The sequence below is a fragment of the Yoonia vestfoldensis SKA53 genome, from assembly GCF_000152785.1.
Lineage (GTDB): Bacteria > Pseudomonadota > Alphaproteobacteria > Rhodobacterales > Rhodobacteraceae > Yoonia > Yoonia vestfoldensis_A.
Genome location: NZ_CH672414.1, coordinates 2,334,742 through 2,359,300 on the forward strand (window position 1 = coordinate 2,334,742; position 24,559 = coordinate 2,359,300).

The window sequence follows — 24,559 nt, forward strand, 5'->3', positions numbered from 1 at the left end:
GTCAGTCCTTCAACCCCGAAGACCGGTGCAGCATCCAATCCACCACGAAATTGACCGCAACGGCCAGCAAGGCAATCGCGCCCGCGGCCAGCAGGGGCGGCGTTGCCACCATCGGCGCGAATTGTGCAAAATTCACGAAACCGCCCAGATCGCGCACCATTGTCCCCCAATCGGCCAAGGGCGGTTGGATACCCACGCCAAGAAACGACAGTGACGCGATGGTCAGGAACACAAAACAGAACCGCAGCCCGAATTCCGCCAGCAAAGGAGCTGTCGCATTGGGCAGGATTTCCTTGAACATCAGATAGCCCATGCCTTCGCCACGCAGCTTGGCCGCCTCGATGTAATCCATCACGACAATGCTTTGCCCCACAGCGCGGGACAACCGGTAGACGCGGGTGCTGTCGATCACCGCGATGATCAGGATCATGAAATAGGTCTGCGGGATACCCAGCCGCGGCGCCCAGACGCTGGCGATGGTCATCAAAAGCAGCGCAAAGATCAGCGACGGGATTGCCATCAGCACATCGACGATCCGCGACAACAGTTGGTCCAGCCAGCCACCCAGCGTCGCCGCCAGAAACCCCATACTGCCCCCCAACATAAAGGCGATAACGGTTGTGGCAAAAGCAATACCCACCGTGTTCTGCGCGCCATAGATCAACCGGCTCAGGATATCGCGGCCGATCTGGTCGGTACCAAGCGGGAAATCGGGGTTGCCGCCCAGCGCGATATCGCCCCCCGGCATGATATTGGCAGCCACGCCACGAATGATTTCGGCCTGACCGTAAGGGGCAAGGAAGGATGCGAAAACAGCCACAAAAACATAGATCAGGATCATCATGATCCCGAAGGACGCGGTCAGCGGCATGGACCGGAACAGCCGCTTGGTTCCTTTGGTCCCGACATTGCGCCCCAACAGCCGGAACAGCCATGCGCCAATGGCAAAGACGACAAACCCTTCGACCGCGATGCGCAGGAAAAAGAACTTGTTGGCAACCGCCGGATCAGGACTGCGGCCCTGCATATAGGCCCAAACCAGCCAAGCCAGTGCGGCGACCGCAAAGATATAGCCATAGGCCACACCAAAGGTCATATCGCGAAAATAGGGCGCGCGCCCGGTCGCGGCCTGCCCCGCGAGCCGAAAGCCCCACGCGAGGGCTGCAAAACTCACCAATGCAGCGGCGAACCAGATCATTTCGGATGCCTCAGCCGTGGATTGGACAGGATCGACATAATATCCGCCGTCAGGTTCAGCAGGATATAGGCAGCTGCAAATATCAGGCAGCAGGCCTGCACGACGGGAATGTCGCGGAATTTCACGCTATCCACAAATAATTGCCCGATGCCGGGATAGACGAACACCACCTCCACCACCACCACACCTGTGATCAGATAGGCAAGGTTGATCGCCACGACGTTGATGATCGGCGCCAGCGCATTGGGTAGCGCATGATGCACGATCACGCGCAGTGGCGACATACCCTTGAGCCGCGCCATTTCAATATAGGGCGAGGACAACAGGTTGATGATCGCCGCGCGCGTCATCCGCATCATATGCGCCGTGACAACCAGCGTCAGAGTGAGCGCAGGCAGCAACGTCTTTTCCAGCCTGTCGCTGAACGCCATATCCGCAAAGATATTGGACACCGATGGCAGGATCGGGTTCAGCACGGCCAGAAACAGGATCAGCACATAGGCCAGAAAAAACTCGGGGCTGGAAATCGACGACAGGGTGAAGATGTTCGTCGCGCGGTCAAAAATCGAATTGCGATATAATGCGGCCAGCACCCCCAGCACCAGCGCGAAAGGTACGGCAATCGCAGCGCTGACGGCGGCAAGAAACATGGTATTGGCGAAACGTGGCGCGATCTGTTGCGCGACGCTGCCAGCACCGGAATCGGACCCGGTAAAATTGGCAAAGCTCGCCTGCGCAAAGCTGGAACCGAAATCACCCTGCAACGCCCCACCAAGCCAGCTGAAATACCGCGCGACCATCGGCTGATCCAGACCCAGATCACGGCGGATCGCAGCAACCGATTCCGGTGTCGCACCCTGACCCAGAATGGATTGCGCAAAATCGCCGGGTAGCAGATTGACCGCGACAAAGATCACAACCGATACGACCAGTAGCGTCAAAAAGCCAAGTGCGAGCCGTTGCAGAATAATCGTCAGGACATTGCCCAAACCAGTCGTTCCCCATTTACTAGGAGAGACTTTAACGGCTGCACACAATCTGTAAAGATCAAAGGCCTAGGTTGACCCGCTGTGTGCCAAGCGCATCCATGCTGCGCACAAGCTCCGCACCGATGCCCGGTTCGGAAAGCGCATGCCCCGCACGTCCGATCATGACCAGCCGCGCATTTTGCCAGCCCTGCGCCAATTGATAGGCCGAAACGGGCGGACAGATCATGTCATACCGCCCCTGCACGATGATGCCGGGAATACTTGCGATCTTAGCCATTTGGGCGGGATGCAGGATTTGCTGATCGGCCGACAAAAAACCCGCATTGTGGAAATAATGATTTTCCAACCGCGCAAAGGCGCGGGCGTAATCGGCGGGGCTTTCGCCGGTCAACCCGTCGCTGTCCATCGCGGCCAACGCATTTTCCCATGACGCCCAAGCACGGGCATAGCGGGTTTCGAGCGGCAGATCGCCGGAAAACAGCCGCCGGTGGTATGCAGCGATCAAATCGCCTTGTTCGTCCGCAGGGATCATGCCCGCAAAACGCGCCCAGAGATCAGGCCAGAATTTCCCCGCGCCACCGCCATAGAACCAATCCAGTTCCGGCTGGGTCATCAGAAAGACGCCCCGCAGGGTCAGTGCGGCAACACGCTGGGGGTGCGCCTGCGCATAGATCAGCGCCAGCGTGGCCCCCCATGACCCGCCAAAGACGATCCAGCGGTCGATGCCCAAAGTCTGCCGGATCTGTTCGATATCCGCCACCAGATGCCATGTCGTATTCGCCACGACGCTGGCATGGGGGCGCGACTTGCCACAGCCACGCTGGTCGAACAGCACGATACGGAAAATCGCTGGATCGAAATAGCGCCGCATCGCGGGGCTGCATCCGCCACCGGGGCCGCCATGCAGGACAACAACGGGAATCCCGTCAGGGTTGCCGCATTGTTCGACATAAAGCCGATGACCATCGCCAACATCAAGCACCCGCTGATCAAAGGGATCAACGGGGGGATAAAGGTGGGCACCTTGGCGCTTTTGTCCTACGACTTTGTCCATAGGCATCCTATATCGCGGAATGAAACAAGAAACCATGACCGCCGTAAGCACCGGAGCCAAGAAAATGTCCCCAACCAACACAGTCGACCCGTCCGAAATCGCCAAGTTCGAGGCGATGGCCGCCGAATGGTGGGACTTGAACGGCAAGTTCAAGCCGCTGCACATGATGAACCCCGTCCGGCTTGATTACATCACGCGCCAGATTGCCGCAGAGTTCGGACGCGATTTGCAGGGGCCTGCGCCTTTTGCGGGGCTACGGTTGCTGGACATCGGCTGTGGCGGCGGGTTGCTATGTGAACCGATGGCGCGGCTGGGGGCTGTGGTCGTGGGGGCTGATGCCGCCGCGCGCAACATTCCGGTCGCACAGGTCCATGCCGCGCAATCGGGGCTGGAGATCGACTATCGCCATTCCACCGCAGAGGCACTGGCAGAGGCTGGTGAACAATTCGACGTCGTGTTGAACATGGAAGTCGTGGAACATGTGGCCGATCCGCTTGGCTATCTGACGGCCTGTCAGCAATTGCTGAAACCGGGCGGTTTGCACATCTGCTCAACCATCAACCGCAACCCCAAGTCATTCGCCATGGCGATTGTCGGAGCAGAATGGGTGATGCGCTGGTTGCCAAAAGGCACGCATGAATGGGCGAAGTTCATCACGCCGGATGAATTGTTCGCGCTGCTGGAAAAGGCCGGGTTGGTGCCGGTGGATCGCAAGGGATTCGTGTTCAACCCGCTACGGTTCAGTTGGGCGATCAGTGATCGTGACCTGTCGGTGAATTACGTCACCGCTGCGACCAAGGGCTGAGGTGGGTTCCAAAGAACTTTGATGCCTCCGGCGGGGATATTTGGGCTCGGAAGATGGGGAGGCTAGTCGATCTGGCCAAGTTTGAGCCGCATTTCACGCAGCACCGGCAGGGCGATGCGGACCTTTTCCTCGCCCACTTTAGCCACCGCTTCGGCAATGACGGGGGCGATGGCGGCGATGGCGGCGTCGCGGGCGGACAGGCCCGCTGGGCTGATCGACACCATCTTGCGGCGCGCATCGTCCCAGTCGGGGCGGATATGCACCCAGCCTGCCCATTCCAGTTTGTGCAGCGTGTTCGTCATCGCACCCCGCGTCAGATGGAACGTCTTGGCCAGCTGCGCGGGCGAGCGTTCGGCCCCCGCGTGCGCCAGATGGTTCAGCACGGAGAAATGCGATAATTCCATGCCCTTGGGCAGCACCTTAGCCACAGAGGCGCGCGCCAGCTGATCCACGACGAGGATTTCGCTGAACAAGGAAACGGCAAGGCTGGTGGCACTATCGGGCATCAGGGACTTTCGAAAGGGCGGTCATGGGTCAGCGCCGGAATGCGCTGCCGTGATTGTGCCACTTGCACAAGGTCAAGATCAAGAATGGCTATGCCAGTTTCTAGCTCCATATCCACCAGAACCTCGCCCCAGGGCGAAATCGCCATGCTGTGCCCATAGGTCTGGCGCGGCTTGCCGTGGCGGATCGGATGGCTGCCTGTCTGCGCGGCGGCCAGCACATAGCAGCCGGTTTCGATGGCCCGTGCGCGCAGCAGAGGTTCCCAATGCGCAGCCCCCGTGACGGGTGAAAAGGCGGCAGGCACCAACAAGATGTCGGCCCCCGCCTGTGCAAGCGCGCGGTGCAGATAGGCAAAACGGATGTCATAGCAGATCGTCAGGCCGATCCGTGCGAAGGGCGTTTGCGCCACTACCGCCCGATCACCGGGCCGGAACCCCGCCGATTCGCGAAATGTTTCCGTGGCCGAGACATCCACATCGAACATGTGGATCTTGTCATAGCGCGCCACAATCCTCCCGTCCGGCCCGATCAGGAAGGACCGGTTGGCAAACCTTGTGTCGTCACCTTGCGTCTTGAGCGCCAGTGACCCGATCGACAGCCAGATACCCAATTCACGCGCAGTGCTGCGCAATCCGGCCAGCGTGATGTCGTCAGCTTCGGGTTGCAGGACGGCGCGCTGGTGCGCCCGGTCCTGCGAGACGCAATTCGTGACCTCGGGCGTCAGCACGAACCCCGCACCCTGCGCCGCCGCCTGTGCGATGAGGTCACGCGTCGCAGCCAGATTGGCGACCGGATCATCGCCAGAACACAGCTGGACCAGTCCTGCCTTCATGCCGACAGCAAGCCATCAAGCTTGCCTTGCCGGTCCAGCGCCATCAGGTCATCGCAGCCGCCGATATGTTTACCGCCGATGAAGATTTGCGGCACCGTGCTGCCGCCTTTGGCGCGCTGTATCATCTCGGCGCGTTTTTCGGGCTGGGCGGTGATGTTCACCTCGGTGAAACTGACACCCTTGGCGGTCAGCACCCGTTTGGCCATGTGGCAAAAGCCGCAGGTGGGTTTGGTGTAGATTTCGATGGTCTGCATGACAGCTCTCCTTTGGCTGTGTCATGTGTGACTTAGGCATCCTTGACGACGCGTGCCAGTGTTATCGTCGAAACCCGGACTGCGCCACCGTCCAAAAGCGCCTGCGTACAAGCAGCCAGCGTCGCGCCAGAGGTCATCACATCATCGACCAGCAGCACGGGTTTGCCCGTGATCTGCGCCTGTTGCCGCAGGTTCGGGGTGATCTGCCCCGTCAGCGCCGCGAAACGCGCGTCGCGGCTGTGTCCTATGAGGGGGGCTGTCTTGCGCGGGCGCAACAGCGCATCGACGCAGACGGGCCGTTGCAGGTCGCGCGCGATGACCTGCGCGAGCAATGCGGCCTGATTATACCGCCGCCGCAGCAAGCGCATCCAATGGAGCGGGACCGGCACCACGACCGTATCGGGATGGACCAGCGCGCGTGCCAGCCGCGCCATCCACAGGCCCGCAGGTTCCACCAGATCGGTGCGGTCGCCATGTTTCAGCCCCAGCACCAGTTTGCGCCCAATTCCGTTATAAACCAGCGCCGCGCGTCCCCGGTCCCAAGGCCGCGCGATGGCCATGCAATCGTCGCATTGCAGGCGATGACCGTCGCTGTCGCCCGGCAAAGGCGCGCCGCAAGTATCGCAGATCGTGCCGTCGATGAACTGGGTTTCACGCCAGCAGGTCCCGCAAAGTCCGTTCTCGGCCTGTGTCTGGGTTTCGCATGCGACGCATTGCGCCGGATAGATCGCCCTGATCACGCTTTGCATCCGCATCATTGCACCCTACATGGGCGACATGACCATGCCGCCCCCACTTGTTGACCGTAGCGCCTTGCAGCGTCACCGCGCCCGCGCGCAGCCAGACCATCTGTTCTTGCACGAAATCATCGCGGATGAACTGCAGGAAAGACTGATCGAGGTTAACAGAGCGTTTACATCGATGGCGATTGTCACCGGTTTCCCTGATTTCTGGGGCGCGCGCTATCCTGGGGCTGTGATCGTGCCGGACGATGACACATTGGCACTGACGCCCGGTGCGCATGATCTTGTTCTGCATGTGATGGGGCTGCATTGGGCGAATGATCCGGTCGGGCAATTGGTGCAATGCCGCCATGCCTTGAAACCGGACGGGTTGCTGCTGGCGGCCTGTCTTGGCGGGCAGACGCTGCACGAATTGCGCACGGCTCTGGCCGAGGCGGAAACAGCGGTAGCAGGCGGGCTGTCGCCGCGCGTGGCCCCGATGGGCGAAATCCGCGATCTGGGCGCATTGCTGCAACGCGCGGGGCTGGCGTTGCCGGTGGCGGATGGCACCAAGACGACCGTCAGCTATGCCAATATGTTCCACCTGATGCATGATTTGCGCAAGATGGGGGAGACCAATGCCTTGACCCGCCGTCTGCGGTCAATGACACGGCGCAAGGTGCTGACGCAGGCGTCCAGCATCTATGCCCAGCATTACCGCAATGCCGATAACCGCGTGGATGCCACGTTCGAGATCATCATGCTGACCGGCTGGGCACCAGCCGACACCCAACCACAGCCTTTACGCCCCGGCAGCGCAAAAACCAGCTTGGCCGATGCCTTGGGGGCAAAAGAAATGCCGCTTGACAGGTCCAATGATTGATTTGCTGCGTAAACCATTTAACTGCCGTTCAAATGACGATAATCAAAGGGTCATGACCATGTTCGATGCACATTCATCCGCCGCGACGGAACGCCCTGCGACCTGTCCTGTTCACGCCAACAAGGATCACCCCGCGATCAAACCCGCGCGGGTCGGGATTCTTGTCGCCAATCTTGGCACGCCTGATGCGACGGATTACTGGTCGATGCGGCGGTATCTGAACGAATTTTTGTCGGACAAGCGCGTGGTGGATTATTCTGCCTGGCTTTGGCAGCCGCTGTTGCAGCTGATCATTCTGACCAAACGGCCGTTTTCGTCGGGCGCTGCCTATAAATCCATCTGGAACGAAGAGGCCAACGAAAGCCCGCTTTTGACGATCACCAAAGCCCAGACCGCAGCGATCAAGAAACAGATGGTCGAACGTTACGGTGACGATGTGCGCGTCGATTTCTGCATGCGCTATGGCAACCCGTCCACCAAATCCAAAGTCCGCGAAATGGTAGACGCCGGCTGCACCAAGATCCTGTTCTTTCCGCTGTACCCACATTACGCGGGCGCCACATCGGCCACTGCGAACGATCAGTTCTTTCGCGCTCTGATGGATGAAAAATGGCAGCCCATCGCGCGGGTGGTCGAACCCTATTTCGAGGAAACGGCCTATATCGAGGCTTTGGCCCAATCCATTGAAAAGGCCTATGCCGAGATCGAGATCAGGCCGGAAATGCTGATCTGTTCCTATCACGGTGTGCCGGAACGGTATCTGCGCGAAGGCGACCCCTATCATTGCCAGTGCCAGAAAACGACGCGCCTGCTCAAGGAACGGCTGGGTTGGGACAACACCCAAATCAAGACGACGTTCCAGTCGCGGTTCGGCCCCGAAGAATGGCTGAAACCCTATACCGTGAAAGAGGTCGCACGCCTGGCCGAAGAAGACGGCATCAGGCATATCGCGGTCTGCGCCCCCGCTTTTTCCGCCGATTGCATCGAAACGCTGGAAGAGATCAACGAAGAGATCAAGGAAAGCTTTGAAGAAGCAGGCGGCGAGCATTTCACCTATATCCCCTGCCTGAATGATGATGCAGCACATATCGACGCGCTATGTGGCATCATCGACAAGAACCTCAAGGGCTGGCTGGACTGACCGAAAGGACCCAAGGTGAAGATACGCAAGACGGAACATGGTTTGACCGTCGATGCGGCTGACCTTGGCCCCTTGTTGGGTATTGCCGCAGCAGACGTACCCGCCAAGATGCGGGCAGGCGAAATCACCAGCCAATCCGAAACCGGCGTGGACGCAGATGAAGGCAGGATCAGGCTGACTTTTTGGTATGGCGGGCAAAGACTACGTCTGGTCTGCGACACCGAAGGCAATGTACTGACAACCAGTCGCGTCCCGGCGCGCCGAAATCCGCCGCGCGACATCGGCGGGTAACGAACCTTTGTTTGTAGTCGGGTTCCAATCCAGCTAAACCACGGCGACGCGCAACAAAGAGTATCCAGATGCACAGACGCATGATGATTTTCGGCCTTGTCGGAACAGCTGTTTCCGCTTGTGCGACGACAAACCGGCCTTTGGGCCCTGACGGGTTTCCCTTGCCGACGGCTTACATCATCGCACCGGGCGAGGAAGCGACAGTCAAGTTCCGCATGCTCGACAGCGTCAATGCGCTGCGGCAGGCCGGGCGACTTGCGCCGGTTGCGCTTGATGCGCAACTGAATGCTGCCGCAGCGACACATGCGCGCGACATGTCGATCCAGAACCGGCCATGGCTGTTCGGGGCCGACGGGTCCAGCCCCGTGTTGCGCGCCCGCCGTGCCGGATTCGAGGGCCGGTTTCTGGGCGAAACAATGTCAGAATCCTATGAATCAGAAATTGCGACTCTCACCGCATGGATGAACGACGAACGCACACGCGCCGTCATCATGGACCCAGATGCACGATTGATGGGCTTTTCGTGGTTTCAGGAATCAGCAGGCAAATTGTGGTGGGTGCTGAATATGGGTGCTGCCCCCGGTTTCACAGGCGGGTTTTCGTGACAGGGTCAGACCCGGCCCGTCACGCATAGATGAATATTTTAGTGCCCAGCTGGACCATGGAATAAACCTCGTCCATTTCGGTATTGCTGACAGCGATACAGCCCCAGGTCCAATCCGGCATCCCGATCCAAGGTGCTGGTGTGCCGTGAATGAAAATATCGCCCCCCGGATGGACACCCATCGCACGGGCGCGCGCGACATCAACGGCGTTCGGATAAGAGATCCCAATCGACAGGTGAAACCGGCTGTTGGGGTTTTGGCGATTGATCACATAGGCCCCTTCAGGCGTACGCCCGTCGCCTTCTTGTTGCTTGTGGTCGCGCGGGTTAAACCCGAGCGCCACATCGTATTGGCGCAGCAGCTTGTCATTATGCAACAACTGCATCTTTCGCTGTTCCTTGAACACCTGAATGCGCGTGACGTCGGGTCCGAAATAAGCCGGGGCATCTTGTTCTGTCGTAGTGGAACACGCTGCAACGCCAGCGGCGGCGCCAATCATCATTGAACGTCTTGAAATCATGTCACTGCCCAAATACGCGGTCTATGGTGCCGCTTGCGTGTTCTTTTATGGCAAAATTTTTCTGCAACCTAGCCATATTGATATCGCTAGGGTCATTTTCGTGTGAACGGTGACACGATTTCCACATGCGGCGACCAGCGAAACTGGTCGACGACCTGCACCCAGGGCATCGCAAAGCCAGCATCGACCAGCACCTTGGCGTCGCGGGCAAAAGTCACCGGATTACACGACACCATGACAATGGTCTTGATGTCAGACCGCGCCAATGCGTCGATCTGCGCCTCGGCGCCTGCGCGCGGCGGGTCAATGACCGCAGCGTCATATTTCGCTATCTCATCTGGTTCTAGCGGACGGCGGAACAGGTCGCGCGCTTCAGTCGTCACCTTGCGCAAGGTGCGACCCGCGCGCCAGCCACGGTCAAGCGCAGCTAACATGGCCGTTTCTGATTCTACTGCATGCACCTCGGCCCGCGCGGCAAGCGGCAAAGTGAAGGTACCACAGCCCGCGAACAGATCGACGATACGAGATGCGCCTTGCGTGATGGCATCGACGGCGGCCAGCAACGCGGCCTCGCCCTGCTTGGTCGCCTGCAAAAATGCGCCGGGTGGTGGCGTCACCTTGGTGCCGCCAAAATTCTGATCGGGCGGGTTGATCGTGACGACGGGTTCGTCGTTCCACACCAGCCGAGACAACCCATGCGCATTGGCCAGGGCGGCAAGCACCACGCGCAGATCGGGGGTCAGGTCCTTGTCGGTGCCAACCAGCACGTCGGCACCCAGTGCTGTCTCGGTCACGGTCAGATCAACCTCGCCCTTGCGCGACGCGGCCAGAATCGTGAGTTCTTGCAGCGCCGGCATGGTCGCAAGCAGCGCAGGCGTCACCAGCTGACAATCTGGCACGTCGATCAGCGTATGCGACGCCCTGCCGTGAAAGCCGACCAGCGCGCCCTTTTTCGTGCGCCGCCCCGCGAATTTTGCCCTGCGCCGCGACTGGGTGGGCGATGTAGCGATCGCGTGGAGCACCGGGTGCAGGCCATGTGCTGCAAGCGCGCGCGCAACAATGTCTTGTTTCCAACCTGCCACGAAATCATCGCTGGCATGTTGCATGGCACAGCCACCGCAGCTTTTGAAATGGCGACACGGCGCCGCGACACGGGCGGCTGACGGCGTGACAATCCGCATGGTCCCGTCTTGGGCAACGTCGATTTCCTCGCCCGGCAGCACGCGCGGGATAAGCGACCGGCCGTCAGAGGCGCGGCCAAGCCCCAGATGGGTCAGGCTTTCGATTGTCAGCATTTATTCCGCAGCATCCTGCACATTGATGAACCCACCCGACTGCCGGTTCCAATAGCGGGCATAAAGCCCAGCCTTGGCCAGCAATGCGTCATGGGTGCCTTGTTCCACAATGCGCCCGCCGTCAAGTACGACAATCCGGTCCATCGCCGCCAATGTGGACAGCCGGTGCGCGATGGCGATGACGGTCTTGCCATCCATGATGATGTCGAGCGAATCCTGAATTGCCGCCTCGACCTCGGAATCAAGCGCGCTGGTCGCTTCGTCCAGCACAAGGATCGGTGCGTCTTTCAGGATCGCGCGGGCGATGGCGATGCGCTGGCGCTGCCCGCCCGACAGTTTCACGCCGCGTTCGCCTAGATGGGAATCATACCCCTTGCGCCCTTTGAAATCGCGCAAGGACTGGATAAAGCCATGCGCCTCGGCCTTGGTCGCCGCCGCTTCGACCTCGGCCTGCGTGGCATCGGGCTTGCCATAGCGGATATTGTCGCGGGCGGAGCGGTTGAACATCGCCGTTTCCTGCGTGACCATCGCGATCTGGCGGCGCAGGCTTTCCTGCGTCACGTCGCGGATGTCATGGCCGTCGATCAGGACTTGCCCCTGTTCGGTGTCGTAAAGCCGCAACAGCAAGGCAACCAGCGTGGATTTCCCTGCCCCCGAAGCACCAACGATCCCCAGTTTTTCACCCGAGGCAATCGACAGGCTGACATGGTCAAGGCCCCCCGGCCCACCCCCATAGCTGAAGGTGACATCGCGCAACTCAATCGCGCCACCCTTGGGCTGCAATTGAACAGCGTCCGGCGCATCGGTCAACTGATGCGCGGGCGACAGGGTTTGCATCGCATCCTCGATCTCGCCCACATTGGCGTAGATACCCATCAACGTGAAACTGACCCAGCCTGTCATCTGCGCCAGGCGCAGCGAAATGGCACCGGCAGCGGCAATATCACCCGCAGTCGCGGCACCGACCGACCAGAAATAAAGCGTCGTGCCCACCAACAGCACGGGCAACAGCCCGCCCAGCCCCATCAGCCAGAACCGGAACGATGTGGACAACCAGCCGAAATGCACGGCGGACCCCCAATAGGTTTCCATCGCATCGGTGGCGGCGCGATCCTCGAATGCATCATGCGCGAACAGTTTGACCGTCTTGATATTGGTGATCGTATCGACAACCTGACCTGTGACCATCGCCCGTTTGGCGGCGCGCGCCTGCGACCGCGTACGGATACGCGGCATGTAGAAGGTGATCAGCCAGATATACCCCAGCACCCACAGCGCCAGCACACCCGCCGTGCGGTAATCAATCGTCAGCAGCAGCACGACCGACCCCACCAGCGAAGCCAGCGCATAGGCAACCGTCTGGATCATATCGACCACGAAATCTGTCGTCGCCCGCGCGCCCTGCATCTGTTTCTGCGCGATCCGTCCCGCGAAATCATTGTCAAAGAACGTGACCGACTGGCCCAAGGAATGACGGTGCAAACGCGACAGCACGAGGTTGTTCAGCGCAGGCCCCAGCACAACGCCTTGGAACATCCCCGACAGGCCAAGGATCACAGGCCGCAGGATCACGAAAAACGCTCCGACACCGGCCAGTAACCACAGGTTCGTGCTGAAATATGATTGCATGTCACTGCCGATGGCGGCGTCGATCACCCAACCCAGCATTAGCGCGGTTGCGACCTCTAGCAGGCCCGCAAGTGCGGATACGACAGCCCCCAGCCCGATAACCGGCATCGCCCCGCCCAGACACCAGCGCAAAAACGCCATCAGCGTCTGCGGTGGCGGCCCTACAGCGCGCTCAAAGGGGTTGATCCAGCGTTCAGGTTTCACGATGCATCTTGCCCCAGAAACCCGCCAGATTGCCGTGCCCAGAACCGCGCATATTGCCCGCCCTGCGCCAGCAACGCGTCATGCGTGCCATCCTCGATGATGCGGCCTTGGTCCATGACGATGATCCTGTCCATCTGCGCGATTGTCGAAAGCCGGTGCGCGATTGCGATTACCGTCTTGCCAGCCATCATCCCGTAAAGCGTCTGCTGAATGGCGGCCTCTACTTCACTATCTAGCGCGCTGGTCGCTTCGTCCAACAACAAGATCGGTGCATCTTTCAACATCACGCGTGCAAGAGCGATCCGCTGACGCTGTCCACCCGACAGCTTGACACCCCTTTCGCCAACACGCGCGGCGTAAGCTTGGTTTCCTTCGCTGTCCTCCAGCCCAAGGATGAAATCATGCGCCTCGGCCTGTTTTGCGGCGGCGATCATCTGGTCCTCGGTGGCTTCGGGGTGGCCGTATAGGATGTTTTCGCGCACCGACCTATGCAGCAAGGATGAATCCTGCTGGACCATCCCGATGGCACGGCGCAAGCTGTCTTGCGTAACGGTCGCGATGTCCTGTCCATCGATGGCAATGCTGCCTTGTTCGATATCGTAGAACCGCAACAGCAGCTTGACCAAAGTCGATTTGCCCGCGCCAGACTGGCCCACAAGCCCGACCTTTTCACCGGGGGCAATTTGCAGATTGATCCGGTCCAGCCCGCCTTTTTCACGCCCGTAATGATGCGACAGATCACTGATCGTGACCGCGCCCGCCGTAACGCGCAAGTCATCGCGTGAGCGGTCCAGCAGCGTGACTGGCTGCGCAATCGTCTGCATCCCTTCGGCCACCACGCCAAGTTCGCGGAAAAAGTTGCTGATCGCCCACATGATCCAGCCCGACATCGCGTTCAGCCGCAGGGTCAGCGATGTGGCCACCGCAACCACACCCAGCGTGGCCGTACCACCCCCCCACAACCAGATCGCCCAGCCAACGACCCCCACGATCAACACGCCGTTCAGCACCATCAGAACCACATCCATCAGCGTATAAAGCCGCATTTCATGCTGGAACGTGCGGCGCGCGTTTTCGATCGCATCCTTGGCATAGGCAATTTCACTGTCGTGATGCGCGAACATCTTGACCGAATGGATATTGGTATAGCTGTCGACGACGCGCCCCGTTACCACGCTGCGCGCGTTTGACGATGCCTCTGACGCGGGGCCAATCCGGCGCACGACCCAAGCCAGCAGAAACAGATATGGCAGCAGCCAGACCATCAGGGGCAGGATCAACCGCATATCGGCATCACCCAACAGGATGATCGCCCCGATGATATAGGCGATGGCAAAAGTGATCGCATCGAACAACTGAAACACGACCTCGCCCGCAGCGGGCGGGGTCTGCATGATCCGGTTGGCGATGCGGCCTGCAAAATCATCCTCGAACCAACCGACGGACTGGCGCAGCACATGGCGATGCGCGCGCCAGCGCACCAAGGTGCCAAAATTCGGCAAGATCGTGTTGTTCAGCAACATCACCTGCAACACATGTACCGCAGGCCGCAGCGTCAGGATGAACAGCGCGACAAGAATCAGTTCAGTACCGCTATCCGCCCAAACCTCGGACGGGGTGCCACCTTGCAGGATGTCGATCAGCCGCCCCAGATAGGAAATCAGCCAGATTTCCACCGCCGCTACAACGACCGACAACGCCCCTGTCACCCAGAAAACCGCGCGAAACGGTTCTGCATAAGCGCGCAGAAACGGAAATAGCCGCTTGGGCGGCGTGTCGGTCTCCTGATACGGGGTATAGGGATCGACCAGTTCTTCGAAAAACTGGAACATGATGTCTGCCTTGGGATATAGATGCCCCTGATACAGGTCTTTGCGCGAAAGGAAAACTATCCGCGCAACCGCAGGAGTAATTCTGTTTTTGTCAGCGTGAAACCTGACGCGATCCAGGCTGCCTCGGCCTTTTTCATCGCTTGCCCCAATGCTGGCCCTTGCAGGTCTGGCATCAGGTCAACGGCTTGCAGGGGAAAGGCTTGGCTGGCTGCGAATTGCGCGTTTTTGTCAATATTAGTGTCTAGTTCGTGCCCCAGAACGGCCGCCGTGATCGCTGCCGCGTTGATCGCGGCCTCAGCCCCGTGGCGATAAGCAAGCTCCGGTACGGGCAGATCGGAACGCATATGCTCCAGCGTCAGCGCATCCCGTTTGGACAAACGCAGCGCCCCTACCGGATCACCGCCCAGCGCACCAAGACGACGGATTGGCGAGGGTAACAGGCCCACCGCAGCCTCGATATGCACCAGAACGGCAAGGGGCGCGGCGTCCGCCCCTGGCAGGATTTGACCCAGCACGCCCGCCGCCGCCATCGACGCCACAGCAGGGGCGGGATCAGGAGCCGCCAGCAGCTTGAGCATTTCTGCCGTGACGCGTTCACGCGACAAGCTGGCAAGACCGTCGGTATTGGCGGCACAGGCGGCCAGCGCATCGGGATCGATTCCATCTGCCCCGTACCATGCATGAAACCGGAAAAACCGCAGGATACGCAGATAATCTTCCCTGATCCGCTGTTCCGCATCTTCGATGAACCGGACACGGCGCGCAAACAGATCAGGCAATCCGCCCAAGGGATCGACGACCATACCATCGGGTCCCGCATAAAGCGCGTTCATCGTGAAATCGCGGCGGCGCGCATCCTCGAGCATGGTATCGGCAAAGGCGACGACAGCGCGCCTGCCATCCGTTGCCACATCGCGACGAAAGGTCGTCACCTCGAAAGGGGTGTTTTTGGCAATAATAGTGACTGTTCCATGGTCGATTCCAGTAGGGATCACCTTCAGCCCCGCCGCCTTGGCAATCTGTGTGACACCATCAGGCCGTGCATCCGTCGTCAGGTCCAGATCGGCGACAGGCGCGCCCAGCAGCGCGTTACGCACGCAACCGCCGACGAACCACGCCTGATAGCCCGCATCCGTCAAAAGGCGGCACACCAGTTGAGCGGCAGGATCGGCCAACCATGCGCCCGTGACGCGTGTCATGACACGCGGTCCGCAAAGGCACGCAAAATACGCGCAGTTGCACCCCAAATGTAATAGGGTCCGTATGGCACGGCGTAATATAACCGCTTGCGCCCCTGCCAATGTCGGCCTTCGGTGCGGTACTGCGCTGGGTTGGCAAGATGGGCAAAAGGCACCTCGAACACCTCGCTAACCTCGTTCGCCTCTGGCGTAGCGTCAAAAGGGCCATGGACCACCGCCAGAACAGGCGTGATCAGATAGCCCGTCACCGTCTGGTGCGGTGGCAAAACACCCAGCACATCAACCTGATCGGACAGCAGGCCAATTTCCTCATGCGCTTCGCGCAGGGCGGCGGCGGTCAGGGTCAGATCGCCTGCATCCTGCTTGCCCCCGGCAAAGGCGATCTGACCGGGGTGGTGTTTCAACCGCGCAGACCGCTTGGTCAGGATCACGGTTTCCGTTTCGGCCCGCACGGCAAACAACACTGCCGCTGGCGTCAATTGCACCTGCGGCAGCGCGATATCGAGATTGAGGTCGAAATCACTGGATGCGCGCCCCTCGCGGGCCAGCGCATCCGTCAGGCGATGATACAGATCAGGCACTGGTATCCTTGGCTTCAAAGCCAAGGGTTTCCGGCGCAAACACGTAATGCGCCCCACAGAACTGGCAGTCGGCGGTCACATTGCCTTCGTCTGTCGTCATTGTTCTGATATCCTTGGCCGAATAGATCGACAGACTTTGGCGCACGCGGGCTTCCGAACAGGTACAGCCAAAGGTGATGGGCTGCGCGTCATAGACACGCGGGCCTTCTTCATGGAACAGGCGCACCAACAGGTCGGTCGGCGTGACAATTGGCCCGATCAGTTCGAGATCATCAACAGTATCCAGCAAGATATTCGCGCGGGTCCAGTTTTCGCCTTCGTCATCGGACAAAAGATCGACTGCGTCCAGCAATCCCTGTTCGCCTGACCCGCCTTCGCCGCTGGCAAAGGGTGATGCCTTGGGCATGTGCTGCAACATGACGCCACCGGCGCGCCAATGTGCGGCTTCACCGGGGGTCTGGCTGCGGCCATAGGTCAGCGCAAAACGGGTCGGGATCTGTTCGGATTGCGCGAAATAGGTCTGTGCACAGGCCGACAACGATCCCCCAGCCAAGGGCGTGATCCCCTGATATGGCGTCGTGCCTTCGCCCTGATCGACCAGAATCGCGAAATAGCCATTGCCGACATGGCTGAACGGTTCAGCATCATGATTCAACCGATCAGCATCATAAGACGCGTAAGCGCGGATACGCGCAGGCTGGCCGTCATCAGTCGGGCCATAGTAATCCGTTGCGATCAACCGCGCCGCCCCCGACCCGCGCACCTGCAAAGACAGTTTCCAGCGTAATTTCATCGTTTGGCCGATCAACGCGGTCAACAGCGCCATTTCGGCCACCAAAGCCTCGATTACGGGAGGATAGTCGTGCTGTTTCAAAACCTGTTCCAGCACGCCATCAAGGCGGGCGACCCGACCACGGATGTCGGATGCGTCAAGTTGGAACGGCAGGACGGTATCGTCCCAAGCGATTTTGGCGCTGAGGCTCATGGGCTTTCCTTACATGTCAGGAATTGGCATACCGCGCCTATATAGGCGGGGCAACCCGGCGTCCAAGAGGCAAGCTATGATCAAACGGTATGGCACGGTCCCAAAAGCAGGTCAGCGCTACACGACGCGCGCGGGGGTTTACGCAATCCTGCCACGCGGCGGCAAATTGTTACTGACCTACCAAGGCGACCCACATTTCGAGGTCCAATTGCCAGGCGGCGGCATCGACCCCGGCGAAAGCCCGTTGCGCGCGCTCCACCGCGAGGTGTTCGAAGAAACCGGATACCGCATCGCCGCCCCCCGCAAGCTGGGCACATTCCGGCGGTTTACCTTCATGCCGGAATACGATCTTTGGGCGGAAAAGCTGTGCCATATCTATCTGGCCCAGCCTGTCCGCCCGCATGGCCCGCCGCGCGAGCCGGGACATATGGCGATCTGGATGTCCCCTGCAGAAGCGCTGGCAGAGCTGTACAACGACGGCGATGCCGCATTTGTGGCGCAACACGCCTAGGCACGCTGCCCAGAACTTTGTGGGGCGGGACAGCTTGGAGCCTCCGGCGGGGATATTTTATTCTCGAACGATGAGGAAAGAATGCTGCAAACCGCTAAACTTTCTTCAAATCTGACACGCTCCATTTCGTTCGAGCCCAAATATCCCCGCCGGAGGCCCTTCTGCGTCGCAGACGCAGGAGGATCGGGCACATCCTTGCCCCTTCCCGCAAAACCCGCTATCGCGCAAAACAAGAGATTTTGACGCAAAGGCATCCCGCATGACCGCCCCTAAAAAAGTTGTTCTGGCCTATTCCGGTGGCCTTGATACATCCATCATCCTCAAATGGCTGCAGACCGAATACGGCTGCGAGGTCGTGACCTTCACCGCCGATCTGGGTCAGGGCGAAGAGCTGGAACCCGCCCGCGCCAAGGCGGAAATGATGGGTGCCAAATCCATCTATATCGAAGATTTGCGCGAAGAATTCGTGCGCGACTTCGTGTTCCCGATGTTCCGCGCCAATGCGCTTTATGAGGGGCTTTACCTGCTCGGCACATCTATTGCCCGGCCGCTGATCTCCAAACGGCTGGTCGAAATTGCTGCCATTGAAGGTGCCGATGCCGTGGCCCATGGTGCGACCGGCAAGGGCAATGATCAGGTACGGTTCGAATTGGCCGCTTATGCGCTGAACCCCGATATCAAGGTGATCGCGCCATGGCGCGAATGGGATCTGACCAGCCGCACGAAACTGCTGGAATTTGCCGAAGCCAACCAGATCCCCGTAGCCAAAGACAAACGCGGCGATGCGCCGTTCAGCGTGGATGCAAACCTGCTGCACACATCCTCTGAAGGCAAGGTGCTGGAAAACCCCGGTGAGGAGGCGCCCGATTACGTCTATCAGCGCACCGTTGCCCCCGAAGATGCGCCAAATACGCCCGAAATGGTGGAAATCACCTTTGAACGTGGCGATGCCGTGGCAATTAATGGCGAGGCGATGTCACCCGCCACGATTCTGACCAAGCTGAACGAACTGGGCGGAAAACATGGTGTCGGCCGCCTTGATCTGGTGGAGAACCGCTTTGTCGGAATGAAATCGCGCGGGATCTATGAGACACCCGGTGGCACAATTTTGCTCGAGGCACATCGCGGCATCGAACAGATCACGCTGGATTCAGGTGCTGGCCATTTGAAAGACAGTATCATGCCGCGCTATGCCGAACTGATCTATAACGGATTCTGGTTCAGCCCCGAGCGCGAGATGCTGCAGGCCCTGATCGACAAAAGTCAGGAACATGTAACCGGTACCGTGCGCGTGAAACTGTACAAAGGCTCTGCCAGCACCGTGGCGCGCTGGTCCGACCGGTCGCTTTATTCCGAGGCGCATGTGACGTTTGAAGATGACGCCGGTGCCTATGACCAGAAAGACGCGCAAGGGTTCATCCAGTTGAACGCCCTGCGGCTGAAACTGCTGGCATCGCGCGCACGCCGCCTGAAATGACGCTGGCGGATATCACGGCCTTGCTGCAACGGGGCGTCGATCACGCGCCATTGCAGGGGTCGCTGAAATTCGATTGCGGGGCTGACGGGGTCGTCGTGCTGGAAAACAACACGACATCGAACACCGACCGCCCCGCCGATTGCACCATCCGCATCACGCTGGACAATCTGGCGAAGCTCGTCAAAGGCAAGCTGAACCCGATGACAGGGGTCGTCACCGGCAAGCTGAAAGTGTCCGGCGATGCCCGCATTGCGCTGAAACTGGGCGAGTTGCTGAAGGGCTAAAGCTGCAATTTTTTCAAATGTTTCTCTAAACGCTTGAAAGCCTGACGGCGGCCAGTTTCTCATAGAACGGCATGGCGTCGCGGCACAGCTGCGCTGCCTCGCCCGCGAGTTCCGGCAAATCCCCCTCTGCCCCGGCAAAGCCTGTGCTTTGATGCACGGCGTTATACCAGTGGCTGGCCCATATCCCGTCTTCGGCCCTTGGGCCTGCGGGCCAGTGTAGCATCGCGGGATCGAACGCGAGATCAATCGCGGCACAGAGTTTACGCAGCATGCCTTCGGGATCGGCGCGGATATCGGCGCTGTCGATCACAACGCCGCCCAGACGGTCATAAAGCGCGGCTTGCTGCGGGTAGCCGATATCCTCCAGCGTCATGTGATCCATCTTGGCACCATAGCTCGCAATCACCCGTGCGGGATGGCGGATCAAATGCACGTTCACACATTGCGACGCCCAGTCGAGCGGGAAACCCGCGATCATGTGATGCGGCATATGTTTCATGTAGAAATGCGGCTTTTGGGCTGAAATAGTGTCTAAACAGCGCCGCCCGACCTCAGCAGGGTTGGTTTCATGCTCAGCGATGATTGCGTCCTTCATCGGATGGTCGGCCCCCGTCGCCGCCAGATAAGGCGCATAGAACGGTTCATCCCAGATCGCGCAATCGGCGCGGTTGCCAAAGGCGTACATCATCGCGGTGGACAGGTTCCGCGGGCCGGACCACATAGCGATCCTCATGATGTGGCGACCAGATCTTTGTAGAGCGCGCGCAAACGGGTCGTGACGGGGCCAAGTTCGCCGGTGCCGATAACGCGCCCGTCAATCATGCTGACGGGGGTTTGCGCGCCAAAGGTGCCGGTCAGAAACGCCTCATCCGCGCTGTAGGTGTCGACAAGGCTGAAATTGCGTTCAAAAACAGGGATGTCATTGGCGCGACACAGGCCGATGACCTTTTGGCGGGTGATGCCGTTCATGCAATAATCGCCCGTGCTGGTCCAGACCTGCCCCTTTTTCACGATAAAGAAGTTGCAGGCATTGGTCGTGTTCACGAACCCATGCACATCGAGCATCAGCGCCTCGTCCGCGCCCGCCTTTTGCGCGGCGATGCAAGCAAGGATGCAGTTCAGCTTGGAATGGCTGTTCAATTTGGGGTCTTGGGTCATCGGCAAACCACGCATATGCGGGACGGTGGCCAGTGTGATCGGGCGGGGTATTTTCGGGCGCGAATGTTCCATGATGATGACAAACGTCGGCCCCTGCTGCGACAGGTTCGGATGCTGGAAAGGCCGCGTTTTCACCCCCCGCGTGACCATCATGCGCGCATGGGCGTCGGTGGTCATGCGATTGGCCTTTTGCGTGTCTAACAAAGAAGAAATGACACCTTTTCGGTCCAACCCGACATCCAGATCAATGGCTTTCGCAGCCTCGAACAGCCGGTCGATATGGTCGTCTAGAAAGGCCCATTTGCCGTCATAAAGCCGCAACCCTTCCCACACACCATCGCCCAGCATGAAACCGCTGTCATAGACACTGATAACTGCCTGCGCCTTGGGGACGATGCGACCGTCAACATAGATCAGGATCGCGTCGTTACGGGCGTCTTGTTCGGCCTGATGGGTGGTGACGTCGGACATGGTTCAACCTCTGGACTGGAATGCCTGCACTTCGGACAGATCGGGGATCACATCGGCTGTGCCATGGCGCATGACCATCAACGCAGCCGCGCGCATCGCCTGCCCGATCGCCTGCGCCATCGGCATGCCACGATCCAGGCCCGCAAGGACATAACCGGTAAACGTATCGCCTGCACCGGTGGTATCGACAGGATCGACCTTGATCGCAGGGAAATGCTGGTGGCCAGCAGTCCCATACCAATCGGCGCCATTTGCGCCCAAGGTTACGATCACATCAGCCACGTCCAGATCGGCGGGCGTCCTACCCGTGGCTTGGCGCAGCTGGTCGGCCTCGACTGCGTTCAGGATCAAGAAATCAAGGTAGGGCAGCACCGCCATCACCCTGTCCGCATCAAAAGGTGCTGCGGCATAGGCAACGCGCAACGCCATCTTGCGACCCAGACTGGCGGCGGTTCGTTGCAGGTTGGTTTCGTTCTGGATTACCAGCCAATCACCTGTCTGCGCTTCGGCCATCGCGTTTTGCAAGGTGGTCTGCGGGATTTCGGCATTCGCCCCCGGATGCAGCAGGATCGCGTTTTCGCCCGCAGGGTCCACCATGATGACCGCCTGCGCAGTTTCAGTGTCTAACACGGCGATATTACGGGTATCCACGCCATATTCCAGTAGACGTTCTACCGCCCATAGCCCGTCATTTCCCACCGCGCCGATGTGATGCACGCGCGCCGCGGCGCGGGCAGCGGCGACGGACATATTCGCCCCTTTGCCACCAAGGAACATCTGGCGGCCTGTCGTGCTTATCGTCTCGCCGGGCGCGGGAATATGCGGCACAGCATAAACGACATCGGCATTGATCGACCCAAGGTTCCAGATGGCCATCAATCAATCCCGCAGGCGGCGATCACAGCCATGTTCAAAATATCGTTCACAGTGGACACCGTGGAACAGATCTGCACCGGCTTGCCCACGCCTGACAGGATCGGGCCGATCACGGTCGCGCCGGCCATTTCCTGCATCAATTTTACGGAAATCGACGCAGAATGCCGCGCCGGCACCACCAGCACATTGGCGGGGCCAGTCAGGCGCGAAAATGGGTAGTTTTCCTGCGCCCGTGGGTTCAGCGCAACATCCACGGTCATTTCGCCTTCGTATTCGAAATCGACGCGGCGGTTGTCCAGAACAACGGGGGCCTTGCGCATCTTTTCAGCACGCTCGGACACAGGCGACCCAAAGGTGGAAAATGACAGAAACGCCACGCGCGGTTCCAACCCCAGATCGCGGGCCACGGATGCGCCGCGTTCGGCAATATCGGCCAGATCGTTTTCATCCGGCCATTCATGAACCAGCGTATCGGTGATCAGTACGATCCGCCCCTTGTGCAGCACGGCAGTCACACCGACAGCACCATCATGCGGCTGTGCGTCGAAAACATGGTTGATCAGTTCTAGCACATGGGCCGATTTCCGGGTCGCCCCTGTCACCATGCCATCGGCATGCCCATGCGCCAGCATCAGCGCGGCAAACACATGCCGGTCGCGGGCAGCAAGCCGGTGAATATCCTGCGCATCGAACCCGTTACGCTGCAGGCGTTTGTAAAGAAACGCCTTATAGGTTTCCAGATGGATGGTGTTGGCGGCGTTCACCACCTCGATTTCATCGACAGCCTCGGCCAGACCTTCGGCGGTCAGCTTGGCGCGGACATCGTCGGACCGGCCCACGACCAGCGCCTTGCCCATGCCGGCGCGCTGGTACAGTACGGCGGCGCGCAACACGCGCGGATCATCACCTTCGGCAAAAACCACTGTCGATTGCGCGGCACGCGCCCGTGCGTTCAGGCTGCGCAGGATTGATGCTGTCGGGTCCATGCGGGATTTCAACGAAAGCTCATAGGCGTCCATATCCACGATGGGCCGCCGCGCGACGCCGGTTTTCATGCCAGCCCGCGCAACGGCGGTCGGAATCCGGTGGATCAGGCGGGGATCAAAGGGTGTGGGGATGATGTAATCACGCCCAAACGACAGTTTCTTGCCATAGGCCATGGCGACCTCGTCCGGCACATCCTCGCGCGCCAATGCGGCCAAGGCCTCGGCGCAGGCAATCTTCATCTCATCGTTGATGGCGCGGGCGTGAATATCGAGCGCACCACGGAACAGATAGGGAAAGCCCAGCACATTGTTGACCTGATTGGGGTAATCGCTGCGACCCGTGGCGACGATGGCGTCAGGGCGGACGGCATGCGCCTCCTCGGGAGTAATCTCGGGATCGGGATTCGCCATTGCGAAAATCACGGGGTTCGGGGCCATGCTGGCGACCATGTCCTGCGTGACGGCCCCTTTGGCGCTGACGCCAAGGAAAACATCGGCATCTTTCATCGCATCGGCAAGGCTGCGGGCATCCGTTACCACGGCGTGGGCAGATTTCCACTGGTTCATGCCCTCGGTGCGGCCTTGATAGATCACGCCCTTGGTATCGGCCATGATACAGTTGTCATGCCGCGCGCCCATGGATTTGAGCAGTTCCAGACAAGCGATCCCTGCTGCCCCCGCACCATTCAGCACGATTTTGACATCTTCGATCTTTTTGCCTGACAGATAGAGCGCGTTCAAAAGGCCCGCAGCACAGATCACAGCAGTGCCGTGCTGGTCGTCGTGGAACACCGGGATGTCCATTTCTTCCTTCAGCCGCTGTTCGATGATGAAACATTCAGGGGCTTTGATGTCTTCCAGATTGATCCCGCCAAAGGTCGGCCCCATCAGGCGAACAGCGTTGCAGAATGCATCGGGGTCTTCGGTGTCCAGTTCGATATCGATGGAATTGACGTCGGCAAAGCGTTTGAACAGGACGGATTTGCCCTCCATCACCGGCTTGGACGCCAACGCACCCAGATTGCCAAGGCCCAGCACAGCCGTACCGTTCGAGATCACAGCGACCAGATTGCCCTTGTTGGTATAATCATAGGCAGTGGCCGGGTTGGCAAAGATTTCCTCGCACGGGATCGCCACTCCGGGGGAATAGGCCAGCGACAGGTCACGCTGCGTGGTCATCGGCACCGTGGCCTGAATTTCCCATTTGCCCGGTGTCGGCTGCATGTGGAATTGCAACGCATCTTCGCGGGTAAGTTTGTTCTTGGCCATGTGG

The 24,559-nt window shown here is 59.7% G+C and carries 26 protein-coding genes; 8 read left to right on the top strand and 18 right to left on the bottom strand.

What is annotated here, in order from left to right:
* Window position 1: 1 nt before the first annotated feature.
* From SKA53_RS11310 to pip, 3 genes are read right to left on the bottom strand one after another with little or no spacing between them, the layout of a single operon-like run.
* On the bottom strand, window positions 2–1,198 hold the full coding sequence (locus tag SKA53_RS11310; protein WP_007206281.1) for an ABC transporter permease: 1,197 nt from the start codon (window positions 1,196–1,198) through the stop codon (window positions 2–4).
* Window positions 1,195–2,187 carry an ABC transporter permease gene (locus SKA53_RS11315; protein ID WP_007206282.1) on the bottom strand — a complete coding sequence of 331 codons (993 nt, stop codon included), beginning with the start codon at window positions 2,185–2,187 and terminating at the stop codon, window positions 1,195–1,197. Before SKA53_RS11315 ends, SKA53_RS11310 begins: the two co-directional genes overlap by 4 nt.
* A gap of 58 nt (window positions 2,188–2,245) precedes the next feature.
* Complete coding sequence (pip, locus tag SKA53_RS11320) at window positions 2,246–3,241, bottom strand: prolyl aminopeptidase (protein WP_007206283.1); 996 nt, start codon at window positions 3,239–3,241, stop codon at window positions 2,246–2,248.
* Window positions 3,242–3,305: 64 nt separating this feature from the next.
* Here pip and ubiG point away from each other — a divergent pair, with 64 nt between their 5' ends.
* The gene (gene ubiG, locus SKA53_RS11325; RefSeq protein ID WP_040483275.1) at window positions 3,306–4,046 is read left to right on the top strand and encodes a bifunctional 2-polyprenyl-6-hydroxyphenol methylase/3-demethylubiquinol 3-O-methyltransferase UbiG; all 741 of its coding nucleotides are present in this window, start codon (window positions 3,306–3,308) and stop codon (window positions 4,044–4,046) included.
* A 62-nt stretch (window positions 4,047–4,108) separates the two neighbouring features.
* On the opposite strand, the gene SKA53_RS11330 is transcribed toward ubiG, so the two are convergent.
* The 4 genes from SKA53_RS11330 to SKA53_RS11345 are packed head-to-tail and all read right to left on the bottom strand — an operon-like array spanning window position 4,109 to window position 6,394.
* Window positions 4,109–4,552, bottom strand: coding sequence for a MarR family winged helix-turn-helix transcriptional regulator (locus SKA53_RS11330; RefSeq protein ID WP_007206285.1), 444 nt, complete (start codon window positions 4,550–4,552; stop codon window positions 4,109–4,111).
* Window positions 4,552–5,382, bottom strand: a complete 831-nt coding sequence (locus SKA53_RS11335; RefSeq protein WP_007206286.1) for a carbon-nitrogen hydrolase family protein — start codon at window positions 5,380–5,382, stop codon at window positions 4,552–4,554. The genes SKA53_RS11330 and SKA53_RS11335 overlap by 1 nt, the downstream gene beginning before the upstream one ends.
* On the bottom strand, window positions 5,379–5,636 hold the full coding sequence (grxC, locus tag SKA53_RS11340) for a glutaredoxin 3 (protein ID WP_007206287.1): 258 nt from the start codon (window positions 5,634–5,636) through the stop codon (window positions 5,379–5,381). The genes SKA53_RS11335 and grxC overlap by 4 nt, the downstream gene beginning before the upstream one ends.
* Before the next feature lie 32 nt (window positions 5,637–5,668).
* Window positions 5,669–6,394 carry a ComF family protein gene (locus tag SKA53_RS11345; RefSeq protein ID WP_007206288.1) on the bottom strand — a complete coding sequence of 242 codons (726 nt, stop codon included), beginning with the start codon at window positions 6,392–6,394 and terminating at the stop codon, window positions 5,669–5,671.
* Between the two features lie 10 nt (window positions 6,395–6,404).
* Between SKA53_RS11345 and SKA53_RS11350 the strand changes: the two genes are divergently transcribed.
* From SKA53_RS11350 to SKA53_RS11365, 4 genes are all read left to right on the top strand, one after another.
* Window positions 6,405–7,241: a hypothetical protein gene (locus tag SKA53_RS11350; protein ID WP_007206289.1), complete on the top strand. Its 837-nt coding sequence runs from the start codon at window positions 6,405–6,407 to the stop codon at window positions 7,239–7,241.
* 52 nt (window positions 7,242–7,293) lie between these two features.
* The gene (hemH, locus tag SKA53_RS11355; protein ID WP_007206290.1) at window positions 7,294–8,382 is read left to right on the top strand and encodes a ferrochelatase; all 1,089 of its coding nucleotides are present in this window, start codon (window positions 7,294–7,296) and stop codon (window positions 8,380–8,382) included.
* 15 nt (window positions 8,383–8,397) lie between these two features.
* Complete coding sequence (locus tag SKA53_RS11360) at window positions 8,398–8,673, top strand: DUF6522 family protein (RefSeq protein WP_007206291.1); 276 nt, start codon at window positions 8,398–8,400, stop codon at window positions 8,671–8,673.
* A 68-nt stretch (window positions 8,674–8,741) separates the two neighbouring features.
* The gene (locus SKA53_RS11365; RefSeq protein ID WP_040482958.1) at window positions 8,742–9,278 is read left to right on the top strand and encodes a CAP domain-containing protein; all 537 of its coding nucleotides are present in this window, start codon (window positions 8,742–8,744) and stop codon (window positions 9,276–9,278) included.
* Between the two features lie 19 nt (window positions 9,279–9,297).
* On the opposite strand, the gene SKA53_RS11370 is transcribed toward SKA53_RS11365, so the two are convergent.
* The 7 genes from SKA53_RS11370 to SKA53_RS11400 all read right to left on the bottom strand — a co-directional run bounded on the left by SKA53_RS11370 (window position 9,298) and on the right by SKA53_RS11400 (window position 17,523).
* Window positions 9,298–9,780 carry a L,D-transpeptidase family protein gene (locus SKA53_RS11370; protein ID WP_007206293.1) on the bottom strand — a complete coding sequence of 161 codons (483 nt, stop codon included), beginning with the start codon at window positions 9,778–9,780 and terminating at the stop codon, window positions 9,298–9,300.
* A 110-nt stretch (window positions 9,781–9,890) separates the two neighbouring features.
* Entirely contained in the window at window positions 9,891–11,093 is a 1,203-nt protein-coding gene (locus SKA53_RS11375) for a class I SAM-dependent RNA methyltransferase (protein WP_007206294.1), read from the bottom strand.
* Window positions 11,094–12,926 (bottom strand): ABC transporter ATP-binding protein, encoded by a 1,833-nt coding sequence (locus SKA53_RS11380; protein WP_007206295.1) that lies wholly within the window; start codon window positions 12,924–12,926, stop codon window positions 11,094–11,096. It abuts the gene before it with no gap.
* On the bottom strand, window positions 12,923–14,758 hold the full coding sequence (locus tag SKA53_RS11385; protein ID WP_007206296.1) for an ABC transporter ATP-binding protein: 1,836 nt from the start codon (window positions 14,756–14,758) through the stop codon (window positions 12,923–12,925). The genes SKA53_RS11380 and SKA53_RS11385 overlap by 4 nt, the downstream gene beginning before the upstream one ends.
* Before the next feature lie 56 nt (window positions 14,759–14,814).
* Window positions 14,815–15,957 (bottom strand): CCA tRNA nucleotidyltransferase, encoded by a 1,143-nt coding sequence (locus SKA53_RS11390; RefSeq protein ID WP_007206297.1) that lies wholly within the window; start codon window positions 15,955–15,957, stop codon window positions 14,815–14,817.
* The gene (locus SKA53_RS11395; protein WP_007206298.1) at window positions 15,954–16,538 is read right to left on the bottom strand and encodes a CoA pyrophosphatase; all 585 of its coding nucleotides are present in this window, start codon (window positions 16,536–16,538) and stop codon (window positions 15,954–15,956) included. Before SKA53_RS11395 ends, SKA53_RS11390 begins: the two co-directional genes overlap by 4 nt.
* Entirely contained in the window at window positions 16,531–17,523 is a 993-nt protein-coding gene (locus tag SKA53_RS11400) for an Hsp33 family molecular chaperone HslO (RefSeq protein WP_007206299.1), read from the bottom strand. The genes SKA53_RS11395 and SKA53_RS11400 overlap by 8 nt, the downstream gene beginning before the upstream one ends.
* Before the next feature lie 76 nt (window positions 17,524–17,599).
* Between SKA53_RS11400 and SKA53_RS11405 the strand changes: the two genes are divergently transcribed.
* The 3 genes from SKA53_RS11405 to SKA53_RS11415 all read left to right on the top strand — a co-directional run bounded on the left by SKA53_RS11405 (window position 17,600) and on the right by SKA53_RS11415 (window position 19,795).
* Complete coding sequence (locus SKA53_RS11405; RefSeq protein ID WP_007206300.1) at window positions 17,600–18,034, top strand: NUDIX hydrolase; 435 nt, start codon at window positions 17,600–17,602, stop codon at window positions 18,032–18,034.
* Window positions 18,035–18,176: 142 nt separating this feature from the next.
* Entirely contained in the window at window positions 18,177–19,511 is a 1,335-nt protein-coding gene (locus SKA53_RS11410) for an argininosuccinate synthase (RefSeq protein WP_347360069.1), read from the top strand.
* A complete protein-coding gene (locus SKA53_RS11415; RefSeq protein ID WP_007206302.1) occupies window positions 19,508–19,795 on the top strand; it encodes an SCP2 sterol-binding domain-containing protein in 288 nt (95 codons plus the stop codon). Before SKA53_RS11410 ends, SKA53_RS11415 begins: the two co-directional genes overlap by 4 nt.
* Before the next feature lie 25 nt (window positions 19,796–19,820).
* On the opposite strand, the gene SKA53_RS11420 is transcribed toward SKA53_RS11415, so the two are convergent.
* From SKA53_RS11420 to SKA53_RS11435, 4 genes are read right to left on the bottom strand one after another with little or no spacing between them, the layout of a single operon-like run.
* Complete coding sequence (locus SKA53_RS11420) at window positions 19,821–20,528, bottom strand: hypothetical protein (protein WP_040482959.1); 708 nt, start codon at window positions 20,526–20,528, stop codon at window positions 19,821–19,823.
* The gene (locus tag SKA53_RS11425; RefSeq protein ID WP_007206304.1) at window positions 20,525–21,424 is read right to left on the bottom strand and encodes a D-amino acid aminotransferase; all 900 of its coding nucleotides are present in this window, start codon (window positions 21,422–21,424) and stop codon (window positions 20,525–20,527) included. The genes SKA53_RS11420 and SKA53_RS11425 overlap by 4 nt, the downstream gene beginning before the upstream one ends.
* 3 nt (window positions 21,425–21,427) lie before the next feature.
* Window positions 21,428–22,300 (bottom strand): ribokinase, encoded by an 873-nt coding sequence (locus SKA53_RS11430; RefSeq protein ID WP_007206305.1) that lies wholly within the window; start codon window positions 22,298–22,300, stop codon window positions 21,428–21,430.
* Complete coding sequence (locus tag SKA53_RS11435; RefSeq protein ID WP_007206306.1) at window positions 22,300–24,555, bottom strand: NADP-dependent malic enzyme; 2,256 nt, start codon at window positions 24,553–24,555, stop codon at window positions 22,300–22,302. Before SKA53_RS11435 ends, SKA53_RS11430 begins: the two co-directional genes overlap by 1 nt.
* Window positions 24,556–24,559 lie beyond the last annotated feature (4 nt).

Bases quoted from the DNA above. Each gene is read 5' to 3' on its own strand.
- SKA53_RS11405 (WP_007206300.1), top strand. From the start codon at position 17,600: ATGATCAAACGGTATGGCACGGTCCCAAAAGCAGGTCAGCGCTACACG.
- SKA53_RS11435 (WP_007206306.1), bottom strand. From the start codon at position 24,555: ATGGCCAAGAACAAACTTACCCGCGAAGATGCGTTGCAATTCCACATG.
- SKA53_RS11415 (WP_007206302.1), top strand. From the start codon at position 19,508: ATGACGCTGGCGGATATCACGGCCTTGCTGCAACGGGGCGTCGATCAC.
- SKA53_RS11430 (WP_007206305.1), bottom strand. From the start codon at position 22,300: ATGGCCATCTGGAACCTTGGGTCGATCAATGCCGATGTCGTTTATGCT.
- SKA53_RS11345 (WP_007206288.1), bottom strand. From the start codon at position 6,394: ATGATGCGGATGCAAAGCGTGATCAGGGCGATCTATCCGGCGCAATGC.
- SKA53_RS11330 (WP_007206285.1), bottom strand. From the start codon at position 4,552: ATGCCCGATAGTGCCACCAGCCTTGCCGTTTCCTTGTTCAGCGAAATC.
- SKA53_RS11310 (WP_007206281.1), bottom strand. From the start codon at position 1,198: ATGATCTGGTTCGCCGCTGCATTGGTGAGTTTTGCAGCCCTCGCGTGG.
- pip (WP_007206283.1), bottom strand. From the start codon at position 3,241: ATGGACAAAGTCGTAGGACAAAAGCGCCAAGGTGCCCACCTTTATCCC.
- grxC (WP_007206287.1), bottom strand. From the start codon at position 5,636: ATGCAGACCATCGAAATCTACACCAAACCCACCTGCGGCTTTTGCCAC.
- ubiG (WP_040483275.1), top strand. From the start codon at position 3,306: ATGTCCCCAACCAACACAGTCGACCCGTCCGAAATCGCCAAGTTCGAG.
- SKA53_RS11425 (WP_007206304.1), bottom strand. From the start codon at position 21,424: ATGTCCGACGTCACCACCCATCAGGCCGAACAAGACGCCCGTAACGAC.
- SKA53_RS11370 (WP_007206293.1), bottom strand. From the start codon at position 9,780: ATGATGATTGGCGCCGCCGCTGGCGTTGCAGCGTGTTCCACTACGACA.
- SKA53_RS11390 (WP_007206297.1), bottom strand. From the start codon at position 15,957: ATGACACGCGTCACGGGCGCATGGTTGGCCGATCCTGCCGCTCAACTG.
- SKA53_RS11350 (WP_007206289.1), top strand. From the start codon at position 6,405: ATGGGCGACATGACCATGCCGCCCCCACTTGTTGACCGTAGCGCCTTG.
- SKA53_RS11420 (WP_040482959.1), bottom strand. From the start codon at position 20,528: ATGAGGATCGCTATGTGGTCCGGCCCGCGGAACCTGTCCACCGCGATG.
- SKA53_RS11400 (WP_007206299.1), bottom strand. From the start codon at position 17,523: ATGAGCCTCAGCGCCAAAATCGCTTGGGACGATACCGTCCTGCCGTTC.
- SKA53_RS11365 (WP_040482958.1), top strand. From the start codon at position 8,742: ATGCACAGACGCATGATGATTTTCGGCCTTGTCGGAACAGCTGTTTCC.
- hemH (WP_007206290.1), top strand. From the start codon at position 7,294: ATGACCATGTTCGATGCACATTCATCCGCCGCGACGGAACGCCCTGCG.
- SKA53_RS11335 (WP_007206286.1), bottom strand. From the start codon at position 5,382: ATGAAGGCAGGACTGGTCCAGCTGTGTTCTGGCGATGATCCGGTCGCC.
- SKA53_RS11375 (WP_007206294.1), bottom strand. From the start codon at position 11,093: ATGCTGACAATCGAAAGCCTGACCCATCTGGGGCTTGGCCGCGCCTCT.
- SKA53_RS11385 (WP_007206296.1), bottom strand. From the start codon at position 14,758: ATGTTCCAGTTTTTCGAAGAACTGGTCGATCCCTATACCCCGTATCAG.